We start from the raw sequence: 18,083 nt of genomic DNA on the forward strand, positions 1-18,083 counted from the left end.
ATTATTCTCCTTTCTCTATTTTTATTTTCTTTCCGCAATGAGGACAGGTGATAGTGTTATCAGCTTTTTCTTCTCCTATTAATTCTGTTATAGATACATTCAAAGCATCAGCAATCTTTAGAATATTATCCAGTGATGGCGAAGATTTGCCGGTTACGATATTACTAACAGCCACCTTTGAAATGCCTACTTGTTCTGCAAGCCATGCAGAAGTAACACCTCTCTCATTCATTGTTTCTTTTATTTTCAATTCCATAAACTATACTTTATTTTGATTACTCTACAAAGTAATGCAAACTTTATCAAACAACCTAATATCAATAAAGTCTAATTTATTAAATATTCTTAATCAATAAATAAAGCTTTATCAAATATGTTGTGTTTAATAAAGTTTGCTTTATCTTTGCATCATCAAAAACGAAGTAATAACAATTAAAATATAAAGATTATGGCAACAAAAATGAGCGATAAGGTAAAAAGTGAATTGATTACTAGAATCATGGTTGAAATGAAATCAGCCGCTTTATCGCAAAACAAGCCTTTTGATGAAGGTGTTTTCTTTGACCTCATATTTATGAGCGATAAAGAGCTATTGAAAGTTTCAAAACTTTGCGGTATTAAATAATAGTATTAACCAGCAGGGCGAAAGCCCTGTGTAACACATACGATTATGTTGACAATAGAATCAAAGAAACAGAGTAATACTTACGTAGTGTATGATTGCAACGGTAAAGACACAGGTGTACATTACGAAGCAAGCAACAAGGTAGAAGCAATGAAATTGTTTAAAGCCGATACAATCAACTATAAGAAGTACGGTTATTACGGCAAGCTCGCAAGATGGTACAACGGTGGCGTATACGGCTCAACCGGTATAATTTATTAAGTCTTAATCCGGTAGCCTTCGGGCTACCACAATACACACGCTTATGGCAACATCAGTAATTAAACAAAGAACAATAGAAAAGTTCATCATATCAGAATTTGTACAAGGCAACTTAAATACAAAAGAGCAAGTAAGCTGTATGCTTCTTCTGATCCAAAAGAAGTTGGATATGTCAGTAGAACAAGCAAGTAACTTTATGAGAAATGCAATTGGTATTAACGCTTAAATATACGATTATGACAAAACAAGAACTTGAAAACAACATGACTAAGGTAGCAGGTATACCGGTTGAAATAACAGTCAGAGGCAAACGCTCTTTTACTTTCTCTTTTGAGGGTAAGAATGAAACAGCAGCAAAGAAGATACAACAATACTTTGCGCCCGTATCGCTTGAATACGACTACGATGAAGAATGTGATCTGACTTGTTTATATATGAATCTTTAATAACACTCTTATGAAAATAGGTACAATACAGGTGCAGATTTATGCCCCTAAATTTTTGGCCTGCCAGCCTGATTTAAACAATCTACCTTTTGCTACAGATGAACGTAATAAAGATAGAGTATTCACCGAAGAAGAATATCACCGCATTTTTAAGAGTTACCCGTATCCATTTGTAGACGGTGTTTATGTACACCGTTTCAAATCAAATGGTTATGATTGTTATACTAAGTACATATTTATCGAACAAATAAATTAAACGATTATGAACTCAATAAATAAAAACGGATGCAGTGTATGCGCCCCTGGTAAAGAGAACTACTGCACCTATAACACCAAGCTGAGAGGTAAGAAAGTGAGAATGTACCAGTATGACTACCGTACTGAAAATGGTGAATTATTTACCTGTTGCGCGGCAACCTTAGAAAAGTGCAGAGAAAAACGTGATAAGTGGCTTAGTTTACAACAATAAGACAGTTGTTGTGTATCAGACTAAGATAAATTTCGTTATCTTTGGTTGTGATAGTACCTTTGAAGTGAATATTTAAAATATGAAGAGCAGATATGAAATATTAGCCAAAGATAAAGGATATTATGTCGATTCACAAGGCAATGCCTTTTCTGCACGCGGTAAAAAAGTCGGTACGCGTGACAGTGACCCGTATATGTATATTGGCATAAGGGTGAGTGAAACGAAAGTTATCAAGGTCTATGTACATAGATTGCAGGCTTATCAAAAATTTGGTGATGCTATTTTTGACAAAGGCATTGAAGTTAGACATTTAAATGGTGATTCTTTTGATAATTCGTATGAGAATATAGCAATAGGTACACCGTTTGAAAATGCGATGGATAAGGCTAAAGAAACAAGAATGCGCTGCGCTAAAAAAGCATCAGAGGCAATTAAAAAATACTCAGATGAATTAGCACAACAGATTCAATTAGAATACTCAAAGGGTTCTAATTATAGAGAGCTTATGAAAAAATATTCGATAAGTAGCAAAGGCACATTGAATTATATACTTAAAAGAAATATATCGCGGAATGGAGCAGTTGGTTAGCTTACCGCTTTGACTTGGCGGTGGTCACAGGTTCGAGTCCTGTTTCCGCAACTACTTAATTATTAATTTAAAAGACACGATTATGAACATTCTAACGCTTAGTATTAAGCAAATATATTTCGATGAAATTTTGGCTGGTAAGAAAACGCACGAATACCGCGAAATCAGACCTACCAATGCAAAAAAGTACATAACCTACTTATGTGGTGGTAAAGAATATAAAGCTGATGAAGAACTTCCCGAAGAGGGTGAAATCGAGTTAAAGCCTATCAAGTACGATGCTATTAAATTTCTCACTGGTGAGTACAAAGGCAAACGACCTTATGCTATTGTAGAGGTTAAAGGTGCAGAAGCTTCGATCCTTACCAATGAAGATGGTAACGATATTGTCTACGAACACCAAGGCGAAGAATACCTTACAGCCCAAATGGACTATACTTTAGGCGAGGTATTAGAGAAACATATAGATTGATTGTTTAATTTAAAAATTATTGCTGAGTCGCAAGAAGAGTAAACAGAGTAGCCGGACCGCGCAGAAATATGAATGGCGCAGGTGCTGGTGGTAGATTAGTTGCTAATCGTAGGGGTACGGCAAGTGCCACCCAGTTAGGTTCACGTAGACAACGTTACGGTGATCTTCGTGTTTCATTTGGATTATCTGGTGGTTAGCTATGAATAAAGTAGAGCAAGCGAACCGGTATATAGACCTCATTCGGGTAAAATCGAATGAGGCTTTACTGTTTTTATCCTTGGGTAAAGATTCGCTTGTCTTACTTGATTTAATCTATCCAAAGTTTGATCGGATCGTTTGTGTGTTTATGTACTTCGTCAAAGACTTGGAGCACATAAACCGATGGATTGGCTGGACTAAAGCCAAATATCCAAAGATTGAGTTTGTGCAAGCGCCTCACTGGAATCTTACTTACATTCTTCGTGGCGGGTTGTATTGTGTCCCTAATCCAAAAGTGAAGTTACTGAAACTTGCGGATATAGTACAAGCTATGCAGCTAAAGTATGGAGTTTATTACACGTTCTTGGGGATGAAGAAAGCCGATGGCATGAATAGACGTTTGATGCTGAAAGGGTATGAAGCTAACGGATATGAGAACAACGGCTTATGTTATCCTTTGGCTGACTGGACGCAAATGGATATTCTTGCATACATGAGACAACATGGATTGCCAGAACCAGTTAGATATTCTTTAAAAGCCAGTTCAGGAGTGGGTTTTAATCTTGATTGTATGCTTTGGTTAAAAGAGAACTATCCGCAGGATTTACAACGAATCTATCGGGTATTTCCTATGAGTGAAAGAATTTTATTTGAGTATAATAATAAAAAACAAATAGCCGAGTCAGAAATAGAAGAAGAGGAAGAATGAAAAGTGCTGCCGATATAGGCGTACAAACCAATCGTTTGAGTAATGCTGCAGCTGGTAATCCAGGAAGGCAGGCAAGAATTAACAGTATTGGCGGTGCCATGTATCGTAACCTTAGCCGTTTAAATTATGCAAGAAACGGAAGCGTGTACCAACAATATTCAAGGTCTGCTCGTCAAGGACGCAGTGGTGGATTAGGTTTAAGTAACGGATAACATGGAACTAAGTAAGTACATAAAGAGCGAATCGGTAGAACTAAATCGTTCTGCCATTCACTTTGCAAATTATAATCCTCGAAAACTTTCCGATGAATCACGAAAGACATTAAAACGTGGTATCAAGAAATTCGGGTTGGTCGGTGGAATTGTCGTGAACAAGCGTACTGGATTGACCGTAGTCAGCGGACATCAGCGTTTGTCTGTCATGGATGAATTGCAGAAGTTCCCCGATAACGATTACCGCATCCGGGTCGATGTGATAGACGTGGACGAAAAACAGGAGAAGGAACTAAATATTCTGATGAATAACCCAAATGCACAAGGTACCTGGGATTTCGACGCTCTTGCGCAGATTGTTCCTGATATTGATTGGAAAGACGCAGGTCTGACTGATGCTGACCTAAACATGATTGGTGTTGATTATCTGTTGCAGACTGAAGAAGAAAGCTCCATTGCTGATGCTTTGTCTGATATGATGTCACCTGTCACCGAACAGAAAGAAGCCGATAAAGCCGCCAAACAGTTGGAACGTGCCGAAAAAGTAGCCCACATGAAAGAAGTCAAGCAACAAGTCAAGGAGAACGCACAAAAGCAAGCCGAGAATATGGATGCTTATGTAATGTTATCCTTTGATTCCTATAAAGCTAAAGCGGCTTTCTGCAAACGGTTCGGTTATGATCCGGATATGAAGTTTATCAAGGGGGAAGTCTTTGATGAGCAAATTGAAAGAATAGATTAATAACTTAAAATTAGGAGGAAAGCCGAGTCAGAAGAAGAAAGACGGTGAAACAACTCGAAAATCAATATGAAAGATTGAGAAACAGTGAGCACATGCTTGGAAGAAATGCTTTAAGGAATGAGTTGAGAGTACGAAACGCTTTTATCAATACAAGAAGCAGGATGGAAAAAACAACCTCGAGCAGGGGATTAAGTAACGGATAAATTTATGAATAATAGTGAATCTCAAAATACAAAAGGTCGTGGAGGAAGAAAGCCTAAGTTTGACTATACAAATAAAGACTTTCTTTCTCTCATAGAATCGTATGCAAAAAAGGGATTCACAGATAAGGAAATTGCTTTTGCTGTAGGATTGGCCCCACAGACATTTTGTGAGAAGAAAAGTCAGTACTCTGAATTAAGTGAAGTATTAACGCGCGGGCGGGCGACCATAACTGCAACAGTCCGGGCAAAGTTCCTAGCTATGGCTTTGGGGGGTGTCAAGACGAAAAGTACCACTATACGAAAGATAAAGGATAGGGACGGAAATCTGACAGGTGAAGAAGAAGTTCAAGTTGTAGAAGGTGAGCTGGCGCCCAGTTTGCAGGCGCAGTCTGTTTGGCTCTACCATTACGATGAAGATTGGAGAAAGGTTGAACGTAAGCAGGATGAAGAAGCTGACATTCCTACCGACATAAACCACGGTATCAGTATTGATTCCTGGATTAAAGACAAACTGAAATGATAGAACCCCAGGCGATATACCACCCTCTGTACACCGATAATGAGAAATTCATTATCCTTATCACCGGTGGGCGTGGATGTGAAACACCCACGCAAGAAGTAATAATGTCTGATTTGACGGTAAAGCAAATCAAGGATATTAAAGTAGGCGATTTTGTCATGGGTGATGATGGATGCCCACGAAAGGTAATTGGGACGATGCGAGGACAAAGTGAAATGTTTCGTGTCCAGCAAACAAGTGCGGAAGATTATTTTGTGAATGATGCGCATATAATAAGCTTAAGAAAGAGTGGAGATTCAATTAGAGATGGAAGATATACCGCTTATCCTGAGTTTTTGGATATGCGCATTACCGACTTTGTGAATCAAAGTAAGCGTTTCAGAGACCGTTTCCGTGGCTATAAATCAAACTCAATACCATACATTGAAAAATATGTGAACATTGAGCCTTATCTTCTTGGTGTGTGGTTGGGTGATGGAACAAGCATGTTTCCTCAAGTAACAACCGCTGATTTTGAGATAAAAGACTATTTGCGAGAATATGCGGATAGAAATAATATGAGATTAGCCATAAATGGGATAAGAGGAAATGCCATAACTTATAGACTTGCAAAGAACGGAGGTCTGACAAATCCATTAATGGACACTCTGCGTGAATATAATTTGATTAGTAATAAGCATATTCCACAAGATTATATATCAAATAGCGAAAATGTAAGGCTTGATTTGCTTGCAGGACTTATAGATACGGATGGTTGTATGCTTAGGAATGGGTATGAGATTATTCAAAAGAATGAGAAACTTGCAAAGCAAATAAAATATGTTGCCGACACACTTGGGTTTAGGACAAGTATCAATAAAAAGCTGGCAAGATGTAATGGTAAGGATTGCGGTTTTGTATATCGTGTTTTCATAAACGGAGATGTATGGAGAATCCCGTGCAAGATATCAAGGAAGAAAATCAGTAAAGACGAAGTGCGTAAAAATAAGGATTGGCATCTATCTCAGCTTTCAATAGAGTCAGTTGGCATGGGCGATTGGTGTGGTATCTGTCTTGATGGAAATCAACGCTATTTGCACTCAGATGGCACTGTGACACATAATTCGGGGAAATCCTTCAATGCTTCCACCTTCATTGAACGTCTGACCTTTGAAATGACGGAAGCCGAAAAGATAGTGCATCAGGTTCTCTACACCCGCTACACGATGGTTTCCGCTGGTATGTCTATCATTCCCGAAATGATGGAGAAGATAGAGCTAGACGGAACAACTAAGTATTTCAAGACTACCAAGACGGATATAGTCAATAAAATGACTAATAGCCGTATCATGTTCCGAGGCATCAAGACTTCTTCCGGTAATCAGACGGCAAAACTAAAATCTATTCAGGGTATCACTACTTTCGTCTGCGATGAAGCGGAAGAGTGGACAAATGAAGAAGAGTTCGATAAAATAATGCTCTCTATCCGTAAGAAAGGGATTCAGAACCGGATTATCATCATAATGAACCCCTGCGACTCTAATCACTTCATTTATAAAAAGTACATCGAGAATACTCACAAGCTCGTAGAGATTGACGGTGTGCAAGTTCAGGTTTCTACCCATCCGAATGTACTTCATATTCACACTATCTACTTTGACAACTTAGAGAACCTTTCTCCTGAGTTCCTTCGGGAAGTGCAGGAAATGAAAGAGAAGAATCCTGAAAAGTATGCTCACGTGGTTATCGGTCGTTGGGCTGACGTGGCAGAGGGTGCTGTATTCAAGAAGTGGGGTATTATTGACGAATTCCCGCAGGAATGCAAAAAAGTCGGTTTAGGTCTTGACTTTGGTTTCACCAATGATCCAACGGCAGCAATCCGGTGTGGAGTTATTGATAATCGCCTATATCTTGATGAAGTAGACTATCGAACAGGACTGCTGTCATCCGACATTGTTAAATCTATACGCCCTTGGGGATTAAAAACTATAGCTGATAGTGCAGACCCAAGAACCATTCAAGAGATTCATAACGGAGGTGTGAGGATATATGCTGTAAGTAAATACCCCGGTTCTGTTGTAGCGGGTATAGATAAGATGAAGGAGTATGAAATATACATAACCAAACGTTCGTATAACTTACAAAGAGAGTATAGAAAATATGTATGGGCAAAGGATAAAGACGGAAACTATATCAACGAGCCGGAAGACCATGATAATCACGGAATAGATGCCGCTCGTTACTGGGTTTTGGGTGAGCTTCTTGGTAAGATAATAAAGTCACAAAAAGTTTCAAAAGAAGAATTAGGAATTTGGTAAATTTACAGATTATGAATTATATACAGGAATTATTAACACTATTCAGGAATAAGGCCCTTAACTCAATGGGTGTTGAGAGAGACATATTCCAACTTATAAAGGATGGTGATATTAGTACAGCCATCGCTCTGATGCAGAATAGGGAGGATGAAGTGGATATCGCTTTAAGTGAGTACAAGCCGGAACTTCACAAGGTTATGAAGCGTCCTAATAAGTTCAGAAAGAACAAAGACCCGTATATCAGCGAGAAGCTTCCCCGGAACAGGCAGCAATTCATCAATGAAGTAGAATTATTCTTTCTTCTTGGTAAACCGATTAAGTGGGAAAAGAAAAACGGCAATGATGATGTTTATCAGATGTTTCTTGACTTCATTGATAAAACGAGGTTTAATGTCACCATGCGCAAAGTAAAGAGGCTTGCCGGAGCGGAAACAGAGAGTGCAAAGCTTTATCATCTATACAGGAACGAAAGTAACCAGGCAGAAGTCAAGGTTGTTGTGCTGGCCCGTTCCACAGGGTATAAACTAAGACCTTTGTTTGACCAGTTTGGCACATTGGTTGCCTTTGCTTTCGGGTATTCCGTTAAATCATCAGGTAAGTCCGTGCAACATTGGGATATTCAAACTAAAGACTTTTATTTCAACTGTAAAAAGGGAACAGTGGGATGGGAAGTGGAGACTTACCAGAACCCAACTGGAAAGATAAACATTATATTCTATCAGCAGGAAAAGGCTTGGATGGGTGTGCAACATCGGGCAGAAAGAGAGGAAATGCTTGATTCTAAAACCGGAGATATCAATAACTATTTCTCTGATCCTATGGCGGCAGCTACAGCAGATGTTATCGAAAACTTAAAAGATCCGGATGCAATAGGTACATTGATTCAGTACTATGGGAAAGATTCTAAGTTTGAATACATAGACCCTCCTCTTTCTTCTGAAACACGTGAAGCCGAGAAGAAAGATTTGAAATCATCTATCCTCGAAGACTCCCTTACCCCTGATATGTCTTTTGAAGGAATGAAAGGTATGGGTACTCTTTCGGGAGAAGCCATAAAGAGGGCTTTGATTATCGGCTATATCAAGCGGTTGAAGAATCTTGAGATATATGACATCTTGGTTGACCGAGAAGTAAAGGTTATTATATCAGTATTGAAATTCCTTCATCCAGATAAAGCGAAGCCCCTTGACGAGTTGGTTGTCTCGTTTGAGTTTCAAGAACCATTTGAAGAAGACAGACAAACTCGGTGGTCATCTATTGGTAGTGCTTATTCCAATGGAATAATATCATTGAATACCGCTGTTAGGCTCTTGGGTATAACTGATAAGCCAGATGAAGAGGTAGAAAAGATTCTAAGAGAAGCGGCAGAAAAGAAAAAAATCAGTGAAAAAGAACATCAGCCGACATCTTAGTCATAAAAATTACGAGGGTTATAATTTTCTAATAGGATAAATAGAACATTTTATCATGGGAAAGAAGAAAGGTTCAAAGAAAAAAGGTAAAGGCTGTTAGCCCTTCTTTTGGATAGCGGTGATTCGATAGAGTTGCCGTTATTTTTTGTTTATTGGCTAAAATTCATCTCGCAAAAGTTGCTCAACTGATAAACTTTTACTATCTTTGCTACATGAACAGAAAGATAATAGCATACGAAAACTACTATAAAGATTTTTTTGACACCTTGAACAAAGGTGCGCAAGAAAAGGTATTATACGGTTTACTCATGTTAAAGACTGTAGACAGGCTATCTGCTAAATATGTGAAGTCTATTAAAGACGGCCTGTTTGAGTTAAGAATTGAGTGGCAAAGTAATATTTATCGGATTTTCTTCTGTTTTGATGAAGGACAGATTGTGATTTTATTCAATGGCTTTCAGAAGAAAACACAGAAAACGCCCGATAAAGAAATAGATAAAGCATTAAAATTAAAGAAAGAATATTATGAGCGAAAAAGAACTAAAGATGTTTGATGTCGATGCGCAATTAGATGCCGCATTCGGCAAAGAAGGAACCCCGGAGCGTAAAGCTGCTGAGGATAGAGCTAATGCTTTCTTTACAGGGCAACTAATTGAGGAAGCCAGAAAGAAAGCTAATATGACACAGGCAGAGCTTGCTGCAAAGATCGGAACTAATAAGTCTTATATTTCCCGCGTTGAAACAGGAAGAACGGAACCTAAAGTTTCTACTTTTTACCGTATCGCTTCCGCATTGGGATTGAATGTTGAATTGACTCCTGCTATGTGATGGCTAAGATATAAAATGAGGTAGAACATGATGCAATCTGTCAAAGAATATAAGAACTTTTTCCATTAGTAGACGATAACACTCCATTGACTGACAGGAATCTTATTGAATTGAATTTATTGTCTGGGCTTGTTGAGGAATATGAGGATGAACATTATCCAATCAAAACTCCTTCTTTGGCTGATGTTATTAAGTTACGCATGTATGAGATGGGTATAAATCAAACAAAACTATCAGAATTACTTGGTGTAAGTCCATCACGTATCAGTGATTATCTTACTGGCAGGAGTGAACCTACATTGAAGGTGGCTCGTGAAATAAGTCGAAAATTGAATATTGATGCTAATATAGTGTTGGGAGTACAGAACATATCAATAGAAATGAGTGGTGGTGACATTATACAGTCGGTGCTCATAGGCCTCTCAAGCAACAGGTTGAGAAAATTCAGAAAGATGTATAATCTTTAGCAAAGGAGTTTTCTGTAACAAATTTGATTTAACATGGGAGTCAAAATAGAATATAATTAAGATGATATCAACTTGGAAAAAGATTACTGATGCACATATAGTAAATATTTCTCAATTATTAGCAGATCTTAGAATAGTTGCTCATGATTATGATAAAACCAAAAGACGTATTTCTGATATTGGGTTTAATATTTTTCGCTTGACCTCTGATATTTATTATCGTGAAAACTATCATTCAGATGTTATCAAGGCATTTCTTGATCCCACTGAGAAACATAACGAAAAATCGTTGTTCTTACAATTATTCATAGAAATGCTTAATTTGGCCGGGAAAACAATTAAAAAAGATGACTTTAAAGATGCAGAAGTAGTCAGAGAAGAAGGTAAAATCGATATTTTGATAAAATCAGAAACTACTAAAAAAGCTATTATCATTGAGAATAAGATAAATAATGCTGGAGATATGGCTCGTCAACTGCCTCGCTATTATGATTTGGTCTCATCTAATTTTACAATAGATGCTATTGTTTATTTACCTTTAGATAAATCTAAACGGCCTGATGAAAGTAGTTGGACAAAACAGGATAAAATAAATGTGCACCAACATTTAGTAATCATACCTGCTTATTCGTTGGATAATGGCATAAATCTCGTGGATAGCTGGATTAAACCAGCAATATTACAGGCGCAAAATATGAATTGTATAGCCATTTTACGTCAGTATGCAGATTTGATAACATATTTAAATTCAAATATAATGGATACAATAATTTTAGAGAAATTTTATAATTCTTTGATGGATGAAGAGAATCTTAAGACTGCCAAGTCAATCAGAAATATGATGAACGATTTACCCGAATATATGGCAATTAGACTAGAGGATAGATATAAAGAAAATCACTCACCTTTTGCAAAGATTTGGCGATATAAGGGTACCAATATGGTTTTTGATGGATATACTATTGGAACTTTATATTTTAAAATGGATATTTGGTGCAATGAGAAAGGGTATTATGTTCATTTTTGGGAGCCCAATGAACAATGTGATATTTTAAAATATTTTGAGACTACTAAATCATTAGTTGGATTTGAATATTATAACAATAATCGGTTTGATATAATCAAACACTTTGATTTTAATAACGAAAATAGCTTATTGGCGTTTATTGATTCATTTTTAGCAGAATTATCACAAAGAGAAAATTCATAATTTACAAATGTCTGATGTAATAAAATAGATTATTTTATTATTCATTCCCCCGAATAACTATAATTCATTTTTATAGCATTTTAGGCGTGAATTTGTTACTTCACGCCTTTTTTTATTCTATTTCTCCACAATCTCTTCTTAGTAAATTCTTAACCATCCAATAATCTACCCTTCCCCCACTTACTCACTACTTTTATACCATATTCACAACAATAGTCAACTTGTTGCGAATGGAATGTCTAAATATTAACTAATTATCTGTATTGGTGGTATTTTTACTTCCACAAATTAAACTTCTAACAAATTAATATTTATACAATATGAAAGAAAAGATTTTCAATGCTTTAAAACAAGAGTATAAAGCCCTTGGGTTAAGTGATGAAATTTTGCAGGGACACGCCAATGCACTTGCAGCAATAGGACTTGTAACTGACGAAAACCTTAGTGTTGTCGTTGCCGCTCAAAAAGATTTTTTGACAGGTCTTCAAAGCGGAATTGACAAACGAGTAACAACAGCACGTGAAAAGGCATTAGCTGACGCTAAAAAGACCGAAGACGAAGCGAAAGCAGAAGCCGAGAGAAAGAAAGCTGAGGAAGATGCCAAGAAAACCGCTGAAAACAAGGACAAACCGGAATGGCAAAAGGAGATGGACAAACGCTTCGAAGAGTTCTCGAAGAAAGAGGTCGAGCGCGAGAAGGAATTCAAGGCTTTGCAAGAAAAATACGAAGCTCTTGAGAAGGAAAAAGCCGAGTCTGCCAGAGCCAATACGATTTTGTCTAAAGCCAAAGAGTTAGGTATTCCCGAATGGCGTATCAAAGAGGGGTTTGCTATTTCTGCAGAAGCGGATGAAGCAGCAATCAACTCACACCTTACTACAGTCGCAACAAACCTAAAGACGGCAAATTTACCAAGCAATAGACTGGGACACGTCCTTGATGACGGGAAACCGTCTAAGGAACAGATTTCAGACATTGCAAATTCTTTAATCCATTAAAAATTGAAAGATGACAAAAGTGAATCTAAACAATGAACCGAACGAGATTATCACAGGAAATGATAACATCGTTATTGCTAAATACCTTGACGGTATTGACGGTGGGCGTTCTTTGGATGTGACCGGTTATCCATTGAAGGTAATTAAGGCTGGTGTTCCTGCCATTACTGATGGTGCCGGGACATACAAACCTATGCCCCTTAATGCAGAAGGAACTGCATTTGCGGCACTTCCTGAAGGATATTCCTATGCAGGTATTATTAAAGGTACTATCCGTACTGCAAAACCTTTTGCTGCAATCATGACACGAGGTAGAGTTAATCCGGCAGCAGCTCCGTACCCTTACAATGCTATTTTGGATGCGTTGAAAGCAGCGTTGCCTTTGGTTGAATTTAGAAAAGACGAGGAAGCATAATGGAAAAATCATTTTATTTCGAGTACGCTCAAAAGTTCTTTCCTCAGTTGGTGTTATCCATTGTTGAGAAGATAAATGAAAGAAACAAGACTAAGCAGACTTATATGTATAAAAATCTGCTTAATCCAGATTTCTCTGCTGATGGGAAGTGGGCCAGCATATTAGCTGATTACAGCCGTGTGGCTGCCGATGTTGTATCTTTAGATTCAGAACTACCGCTGAAAAAGCGTGATTCTCTTTCCACTGCCACAGGTGATATTCCCAAGTTGGGAATGAAACTTTACCTGACTGAAAAGCAGATGAAGGATATTGATAATATGATTGCACAGGGACTTTCAGTGAATCTTATTATCAATAAAATCTTTGCTGATACCCCACGATGTCTTGAAGGTGTTTGGGAGCGTATTGAAGATATGTTCTTGTCCGGCCTTTCTACTGGTGTTGCTCTATCAACGAGAAATAACGGAACCGGGATTAGGTTATCTTATGGGTATAAGGATGAAAATCAGTTTGGTGTTGCTGCTTTGTGGAGTAGTGCAGATGCTAAAGTTGTGGATGATATCAAACGTGTCATGGATAAAGCTGACGAGGACAGCAATACTATTACTGACGTTTGGGCTGATGATACTTGGCTGAATGCTTTCTATACCAATCAGCAGGCTAGAGAACAATGGGCCTTTATCAATAAGTTTGTCGGCACCTCTGTTCCGGCGTTGGACTTGGATTCTGCCACTGAAACTTTAAAGAAGAAGTTTAGTATTACCCTCCATCGTATTAACCGCAAGATCAAGACTGAAATTAATGGCGTACGCCAGTCTCACAAACCCTGGAAGGATGGTACGGCCGTATTTACTTGTGATGAAAAGTTAGGCTCTTTGGTATGGACAACACTTGCAGAAAAGACAAGACCGGTTGCCGGGGTAGTCTATCAGGAAGCTGATGACTTCATTTTATTGTCTAAGTATGCGAAGAACGATCCTCTTCAGGAATTTACTTCTTCTCAGGCTATGGTAGTTCCTGTAATCGACAATGTTGATAGAATTTATTGTATGGACTCTAAAACTGTACAGGCATGAAAGTAATAGTGACTAGTGTTTTCCGCGATAAGTTCACTCATCGGTTATATAACTGTGGAGATTCCTTTGACATCAAGGATGAAGCCCGTGTACAGGACTTGGAGAGTCGCAAACTCGCTAAACGGGTCGAAGTTCCCGAAGAAAAGAAAGAGGTTAAAATCTCCCTCTTTGAAAAGGAATTTGAGAAAAAGGGTTTGGTTGATGCGTTGAAGGGTATCGGTGTTCAAGTGACTGGAAACATGGGGGAGAAAACTCTTCTTGATAAGGTTGCCGAACTTGACGAAGAAGCAAATTCCAAACTAAAAATTGCTCTTGGTATTGAGTAAAAGGTCAGGGTGTGGGAGACTACACCCTGACAAATGTATAATTTATAAATCAAGAAAAGATGAAAAAGTTTATTTGTTTTCTGTTTTGCTCGTTTATGATGCTGTTTACATCTCTAGGTGTGCAAGCGTCCAGTTTCAGTGAATCAATCCCGTCTAAGTCTGTAGATGCGCCTATTAGCTTTGTTGATACGCCTACTGTTCAAGCTGGTGTCATTTCTATTGCTCCGATGAACGTTCTTGCGATAAATATCGCTCCACCTCTATGCAGTATTGAAATTATAACCATTGAAAACAAACCAACCGTAGTGCCTAAATGTCCGTTCCGATATCTATACAGGTCAAAGTATTGCACGCATTATAGTAATACTTCCTATAGCCGACTGATTACACCATATTAACATGAAAGCAAGAGACTACATAAAACAAAAGTTCCAAACCTTCGGCATTAACTTGTCGGAGGCTGACCTTTTGGATATGTGTCTGAACTCGAAGATAAGCGGAGAGGATGAGATGAATGAGGATAACCGCATGCGGGTGTCGGTGGCTATCGCAAAGTTCATCCCCTCTCTCCTACTCCGTGCCACTTCAATCAGCGAAAGTGGTTTCTCTATGTCTTGGAATATCCAGGGAATTAAAGATTACTATACAGTATTATGCCGTGAGTATGATTTACCCAATGCGTTAGGGAATAGGATTAAAGTACTTGATATAGCAGATTATTTATGATACAGTTCAGACCTCATATATTGCAATACCAAGTAAACACTGGAGGTTACGAAGATAATAACGGTGATTATCATCCCGGTACATCTTCATTTGAAGGTAGCATTCCCTGCCGATATGAACCGAACGGGAAAGCCAATACAATAGCCTTCGAAGATGGGAAGACTTATGTGTATCAGTATGTAGTCTATTTGAATCAGGACTGTAGAGAGTTCAAATGTGGCGATATTATCCGACTTCTGAATAATGGGGCTATTGTAGCTGAAAAGCAGGTTCAAGGATTCCACAGAGGGCAACTAAATGCAAAGTTATGGCTATAAGAATGAATACATCAATGAGTGAAATTGACGCTTTAATTAAAGCAGAAACTGAACGGGTAGATAAAATAGCTATTCAGGCTCTCTCAAATTTGGGTGATATGTGTGTCGCTGAAGCTAGAGATAGAGCACAAGAAGAAAGCTGGTTCAATCAAACTGGTAATCTAAGAAGTTCTGTAGGTTATGTGGTTGTCGCTCATGGTCGTATTGTTAAAAGCTCTGATTTTGGAACTGTACTTCATGGCTCGGAAGGTTCAAGGGCAGGAAAGGCTTTGGCTGAAGAACGTGCGAAGAAGTATTCAAACGGTTATGCTCTTATCGTTGTTGCTGGAATGAACTATGCCGGACTTGTAGAAGCCAGAGACAATAAATCTGTTCTTGCATCTGCTGAACTATTAGCACATGCAGAATTTTACAATGTGATGGAGAAACTTAGAAATCAAGTTGCGAAATGAAATCGGATATAGAAATAAAGGACGCGATTTATGCGGTTATAAAAGGCTCTTCTTTAGAAAAAGCTGTTACCGGGAAGTTGAAGAAAACAAAACGCCCTACCAGCTCTAATAAAGAGGATATTGTCATTTCCATTCTCGACAACGGTAGTGGTCAGATGCAAAAGGCTTTTGTTAACGTGAATATATATGTTCCTGATTATATCCGGGACGGTCAAGCAGAAGAGAATACCATCCGATTGCGCGAGCTTTGCAAGATGTCTTATGAACTTCTGTTTAATTGCCGAGGTGCTGGCTTTCGGGTTGATTCCAAAGGCTCCAAACAGCGTGTATTAGAAGTGAACGGTAAAGACGAGCACTTCATCAATAATAAATTATTAATTCAAATATCTAACGAATAAAAGATTATGGCACAATTATCATGGGGTAAACCCTCAATTGAATTCGGTAAGTGCAGTGCTGATGGCGCTGCACCAACAACATGGACTAAATTACCGTATGATCCGGTAGAAAACTCTACAAAGTTGACACCTACCAAAGGTGAGAAGAAAGAGGCTAAAGTCGAAGGCGGTGAGAATGAAGCTGTTAAGTATACAAAGAACACTTATACGTTTGAGTTCGAAATTCGTGCTGCTAAAGGACGTACTAAGCCTATTGAAGACGAAGATGGGGTAGTCGCAGATGAGTATGCTTTCCGTTTGACACCGGAGAATCCTGAATGTGAAGGGTTCTTGATTGAACGCTCTACTGTGTCAGTAGAAGATACATTTGACACGGCTGAAGGTAAGAAGTGGAAGTATACGGCTGATGTCTTGAAACCAGCTACGGGTAATCAAGTAAAACCATATACAGCACCTACTGCTCCAGAGGGTTGAGAATATTGTTTTTAAAAGAGTGCTTTCAACAGCACTCTTTAACTATTCAGCATTATGAAAGATAAAGAATTGCTTGAAATGAACATTGCTGATACCATCATTGAGAGACCTATTGGTTTCAATATTGGTAGTCAGCAATTTTACCTATATCCTCCTACTTTGGGGATGACTTATCACCTTGCAGGATTGTTCAAGAGTTTGGGAGCTGATGCTAGATTGGTATCTACTAATCCATATTTGGAAGGCATTCGATTATGTACTGAAAAAAAAGAGGTTGTTTGCCGAATACTGTCTAACTATACGTTCAACCGGAAGGAGGATGTCTTTGATAGTGTTAAGATAGAGGCGCGGACAAAAGAGTTTTCTGAATTAGAAGTAGAAGAGCTTGCTACCATGTTTACAATCGTTCTATCCGGAGATAATACAGAAGAGTTTATCAAGCACTTCGGGATAGATAAAGAACGCTTAGAGCGTAACAGAATAGCCGCAGTTAAGAAAGATAATAGTAGCGTAACCTTTGGAGGCAATAGTACCTATGGAACATTGATAGACTTTGCCTGTCAGCGTTACGGATGGACTATGGATTATATTTTATGGGGAATCAGTTACGCTAATTTAAAGATGCTCATGGCTGATGCCATCACTACTGTCTATTTGAGTGAGGATGAACGAAAGAAACTGAATATCTTCGATGATAGCGAGGTTGTTAATGCCGATGACCCGAAGAATAAGGAGTTGATTCGGAGAATGCTTAGTGAATAGTAGAATATTGAAATAACTCAGCTATCCTAACGGCTGAATAGTATAAACCCCGTCATTGGATGAAGTTAGGAGCATCCTTTGGTGAGGTTCAATTTCTAAATCTTGAGTACAAAAGTATGAAAACAAATCAAGAAATGGTTCGCTACATTGATAATTTTTCAGTGATCCAGCGAACAAGTGATGGGTATTTTGACGGAAGTGAATTGCTTCGTCAATGGAATAATGTAGCCGATAATCCAAGAAGGCAAATGAGTAAGTTTTTAGAGATGGACACGACAAAAGAGTTTCTAATAGCTCTTGCAAAGGACGAAAGCCAAAGTGCAAATTTGCTCATTGGTGAAAATCAACTACTTATAAAAGTGAAGGGTCGAAATTCAAAAGAGGGAAAAACACCTGATAAAGTTTGGATGAATCCACTACTTTTTATAAAGTTTGCTATGTGGATAAACCCGCACATTTGAAGTTAAAGTATTGCGCTTCGT

Annotated in this window: 28 protein-coding genes, 1 tRNA gene and 3 pseudogenes; 31 read left to right on the top strand and 1 reads right to left on the bottom strand. The window is 38.2% G+C overall.

Translation table 11 applies throughout. From position 1 onward, the window contains the following. Position 1: 1 nt before the first annotated feature. Positions 2 to 256: a helix-turn-helix domain-containing protein gene (locus KSX81_RS25945; protein WP_118299759.1), complete on the bottom strand. Its 255-nt coding sequence runs from the start codon at positions 254 to 256 to the stop codon at positions 2 to 4. Between the two features lie 192 nt (positions 257 to 448). On the opposite strand from KSX81_RS25945, the gene KSX81_RS25950 reads away from it, so the two are divergent. From KSX81_RS25950 to KSX81_RS26100, 31 genes and pseudogenes are all read left to right on the top strand, one after another. Continuing rightward, positions 449 to 625 (top strand): hypothetical protein, encoded by a 177-nt coding sequence (locus KSX81_RS25950; RefSeq protein WP_217725886.1) that lies wholly within the window; start codon positions 449 to 451, stop codon positions 623 to 625. Between the two features lie 45 nt (positions 626 to 670). Beyond that, a complete protein-coding gene (locus KSX81_RS25955; RefSeq protein ID WP_217725887.1) occupies positions 671 to 886 on the top strand; it encodes a hypothetical protein in 216 nt (71 codons plus the stop codon). A 43-nt stretch (positions 887 to 929) separates the two neighbouring features. Next, a complete protein-coding gene (locus tag KSX81_RS25960; RefSeq protein WP_217725888.1) occupies positions 930 to 1,112 on the top strand; it encodes a hypothetical protein in 183 nt (60 codons plus the stop codon). A gap of 10 nt (positions 1,113 to 1,122) precedes the next feature. Continuing rightward, positions 1,123 to 1,332: a hypothetical protein gene (locus KSX81_RS25965; protein WP_118161096.1), complete on the top strand. Its 210-nt coding sequence runs from the start codon at positions 1,123 to 1,125 to the stop codon at positions 1,330 to 1,332. 10 nt (positions 1,333 to 1,342) lie between these two features. Next, the gene (locus KSX81_RS25970) at positions 1,343 to 1,588 is read left to right on the top strand and encodes a hypothetical protein (RefSeq protein ID WP_217725889.1); all 246 of its coding nucleotides are present in this window, start codon (positions 1,343 to 1,345) and stop codon (positions 1,586 to 1,588) included. 6 nt (positions 1,589 to 1,594) lie between these two features. Then, positions 1,595 to 1,801: a DUF3873 family protein gene (locus tag KSX81_RS25975; RefSeq protein ID WP_217725890.1), complete on the top strand. Its 207-nt coding sequence runs from the start codon at positions 1,595 to 1,597 to the stop codon at positions 1,799 to 1,801. A 79-nt stretch (positions 1,802 to 1,880) separates the two neighbouring features. After that, entirely contained in the window at positions 1,881 to 2,390 is a 510-nt protein-coding gene (locus tag KSX81_RS25980) for an HNH endonuclease (protein ID WP_217725891.1), read from the top strand. Then, positions 2,368 to 2,441 (top strand) — tRNA-Val (locus KSX81_RS25985). Before KSX81_RS25980 ends, KSX81_RS25985 begins: the two co-directional genes overlap by 23 nt. Positions 2,442 to 2,472: 31 nt before the next feature. After that, positions 2,473 to 2,862 (top strand): ASCH domain-containing protein, encoded by a 390-nt coding sequence (locus KSX81_RS25990; protein WP_118299752.1) that lies wholly within the window; start codon positions 2,473 to 2,475, stop codon positions 2,860 to 2,862. 199 nt (positions 2,863 to 3,061) lie between these two features. Next, positions 3,062 to 3,769: a phosphoadenosine phosphosulfate reductase family protein gene (locus tag KSX81_RS25995; protein WP_217725892.1), complete on the top strand. Its 708-nt coding sequence runs from the start codon at positions 3,062 to 3,064 to the stop codon at positions 3,767 to 3,769. Beyond that, positions 3,766 to 3,981, top strand: coding sequence for a hypothetical protein (locus KSX81_RS26000; protein WP_055168021.1), 216 nt, complete (start codon positions 3,766 to 3,768; stop codon positions 3,979 to 3,981). Before KSX81_RS25995 ends, KSX81_RS26000 begins: the two co-directional genes overlap by 4 nt. A 1-nt stretch (position 3,982) precedes the next feature. Continuing rightward, positions 3,983 to 4,723: a ParB N-terminal domain-containing protein gene (locus KSX81_RS26005; RefSeq protein ID WP_118299750.1), complete on the top strand. Its 741-nt coding sequence runs from the start codon at positions 3,983 to 3,985 to the stop codon at positions 4,721 to 4,723. Positions 4,724 to 4,930: 207 nt separating this feature from the next. Beyond that, positions 4,931 to 5,446 carry a hypothetical protein gene (locus KSX81_RS26010; protein ID WP_217725893.1) on the top strand — a complete coding sequence of 172 codons (516 nt, stop codon included), beginning with the start codon at positions 4,931 to 4,933 and terminating at the stop codon, positions 5,444 to 5,446. Between the two features lie 101 nt (positions 5,447 to 5,547). Then, positions 5,548 to 6,357, top strand: a pseudogene (locus tag KSX81_RS26015) (Hint domain-containing homing endonuclease); the annotation flags it as partial. 192 nt (positions 6,358 to 6,549) lie between these two features. Next, a pseudogene (locus KSX81_RS26020) lies at positions 6,550 to 7,743 on the top strand (PBSX family phage terminase large subunit); the annotation flags it as partial. An 11-nt stretch (positions 7,744 to 7,754) separates the two neighbouring features. Then, entirely contained in the window at positions 7,755 to 9,155 is a 1,401-nt protein-coding gene (locus KSX81_RS26025; protein WP_118496710.1) for a phage portal protein, read from the top strand. A 212-nt stretch (positions 9,156 to 9,367) separates the two neighbouring features. Next, positions 9,368 to 9,709, top strand: coding sequence for a type II toxin-antitoxin system RelE/ParE family toxin (locus tag KSX81_RS26030; RefSeq protein WP_055168014.1), 342 nt, complete (start codon positions 9,368 to 9,370; stop codon positions 9,707 to 9,709). After that, a complete protein-coding gene (locus KSX81_RS26035) occupies positions 9,681 to 9,983 on the top strand; it encodes a helix-turn-helix domain-containing protein (RefSeq protein WP_118496663.1) in 303 nt (100 codons plus the stop codon). The genes KSX81_RS26030 and KSX81_RS26035 overlap by 29 nt, the downstream gene beginning before the upstream one ends. 35 nt (positions 9,984 to 10,018) lie before the next feature. Beyond that, positions 10,019 to 10,345: pseudogene (locus tag KSX81_RS26040) on the top strand (helix-turn-helix domain-containing protein); the annotation flags it as partial. 166 nt (positions 10,346 to 10,511) lie between these two features. Next, the gene (locus KSX81_RS26045; RefSeq protein WP_217731660.1) at positions 10,512 to 11,660 is read left to right on the top strand and encodes a PD-(D/E)XK nuclease family protein; all 1,149 of its coding nucleotides are present in this window, start codon (positions 10,512 to 10,514) and stop codon (positions 11,658 to 11,660) included. 320 nt (positions 11,661 to 11,980) lie between these two features. Then, on the top strand, positions 11,981 to 12,655 hold the full coding sequence (locus KSX81_RS26050) for a hypothetical protein (protein WP_217726150.1): 675 nt from the start codon (positions 11,981 to 11,983) through the stop codon (positions 12,653 to 12,655). Between the two features lie 10 nt (positions 12,656 to 12,665). After that, complete coding sequence (locus tag KSX81_RS26055; protein WP_055168006.1) at positions 12,666 to 13,070, top strand: hypothetical protein; 405 nt, start codon at positions 12,666 to 12,668, stop codon at positions 13,068 to 13,070. Then, entirely contained in the window at positions 13,070 to 14,146 is a 1,077-nt protein-coding gene (locus tag KSX81_RS26060) for a major capsid protein (RefSeq protein WP_118299744.1), read from the top strand. Before KSX81_RS26055 ends, KSX81_RS26060 begins: the two co-directional genes overlap by 1 nt. Then, the gene (locus KSX81_RS26065) at positions 14,143 to 14,472 is read left to right on the top strand and encodes a hypothetical protein (RefSeq protein WP_118299743.1); all 330 of its coding nucleotides are present in this window, start codon (positions 14,143 to 14,145) and stop codon (positions 14,470 to 14,472) included. The genes KSX81_RS26060 and KSX81_RS26065 overlap by 4 nt, the downstream gene beginning before the upstream one ends. A 399-nt stretch (positions 14,473 to 14,871) precedes the next feature. Next, on the top strand, positions 14,872 to 15,198 hold the full coding sequence (locus KSX81_RS26070) for a DUF6706 family protein (RefSeq protein ID WP_055167998.1): 327 nt from the start codon (positions 14,872 to 14,874) through the stop codon (positions 15,196 to 15,198). After that, complete coding sequence (locus KSX81_RS26075; protein ID WP_118299741.1) at positions 15,195 to 15,515, top strand: hypothetical protein; 321 nt, start codon at positions 15,195 to 15,197, stop codon at positions 15,513 to 15,515. The genes KSX81_RS26070 and KSX81_RS26075 overlap by 4 nt, the downstream gene beginning before the upstream one ends. Further along, entirely contained in the window at positions 15,506 to 15,967 is a 462-nt protein-coding gene (locus KSX81_RS26080) for a hypothetical protein (RefSeq protein ID WP_217726151.1), read from the top strand. The genes KSX81_RS26075 and KSX81_RS26080 overlap by 10 nt, the downstream gene beginning before the upstream one ends. After that, positions 15,964 to 16,365 (top strand): hypothetical protein, encoded by a 402-nt coding sequence (locus KSX81_RS26085; RefSeq protein WP_217726152.1) that lies wholly within the window; start codon positions 15,964 to 15,966, stop codon positions 16,363 to 16,365. The genes KSX81_RS26080 and KSX81_RS26085 overlap by 4 nt, the downstream gene beginning before the upstream one ends. Positions 16,366 to 16,371: 6 nt before the next feature. Further along, positions 16,372 to 16,839: a hypothetical protein gene (locus tag KSX81_RS26090; protein ID WP_217726153.1), complete on the top strand. Its 468-nt coding sequence runs from the start codon at positions 16,372 to 16,374 to the stop codon at positions 16,837 to 16,839. A 54-nt stretch (positions 16,840 to 16,893) separates the two neighbouring features. After that, positions 16,894 to 17,601 (top strand): hypothetical protein, encoded by a 708-nt coding sequence (locus KSX81_RS26095; RefSeq protein WP_217726154.1) that lies wholly within the window; start codon positions 16,894 to 16,896, stop codon positions 17,599 to 17,601. A 59-nt stretch (positions 17,602 to 17,660) separates the two neighbouring features. Next, the gene (locus KSX81_RS26100) at positions 17,661 to 18,062 is read left to right on the top strand and encodes a KilA-N domain-containing protein (protein WP_254884283.1); all 402 of its coding nucleotides are present in this window, start codon (positions 17,661 to 17,663) and stop codon (positions 18,060 to 18,062) included. Positions 18,063 to 18,083 lie beyond the last annotated feature (21 nt).

This window comes from Bacteroides sp. MSK.18.37, from assembly GCF_019129155.2.
GTDB lineage: Bacteria > Bacteroidota > Bacteroidia > Bacteroidales > Bacteroidaceae > Bacteroides > Bacteroides ovatus.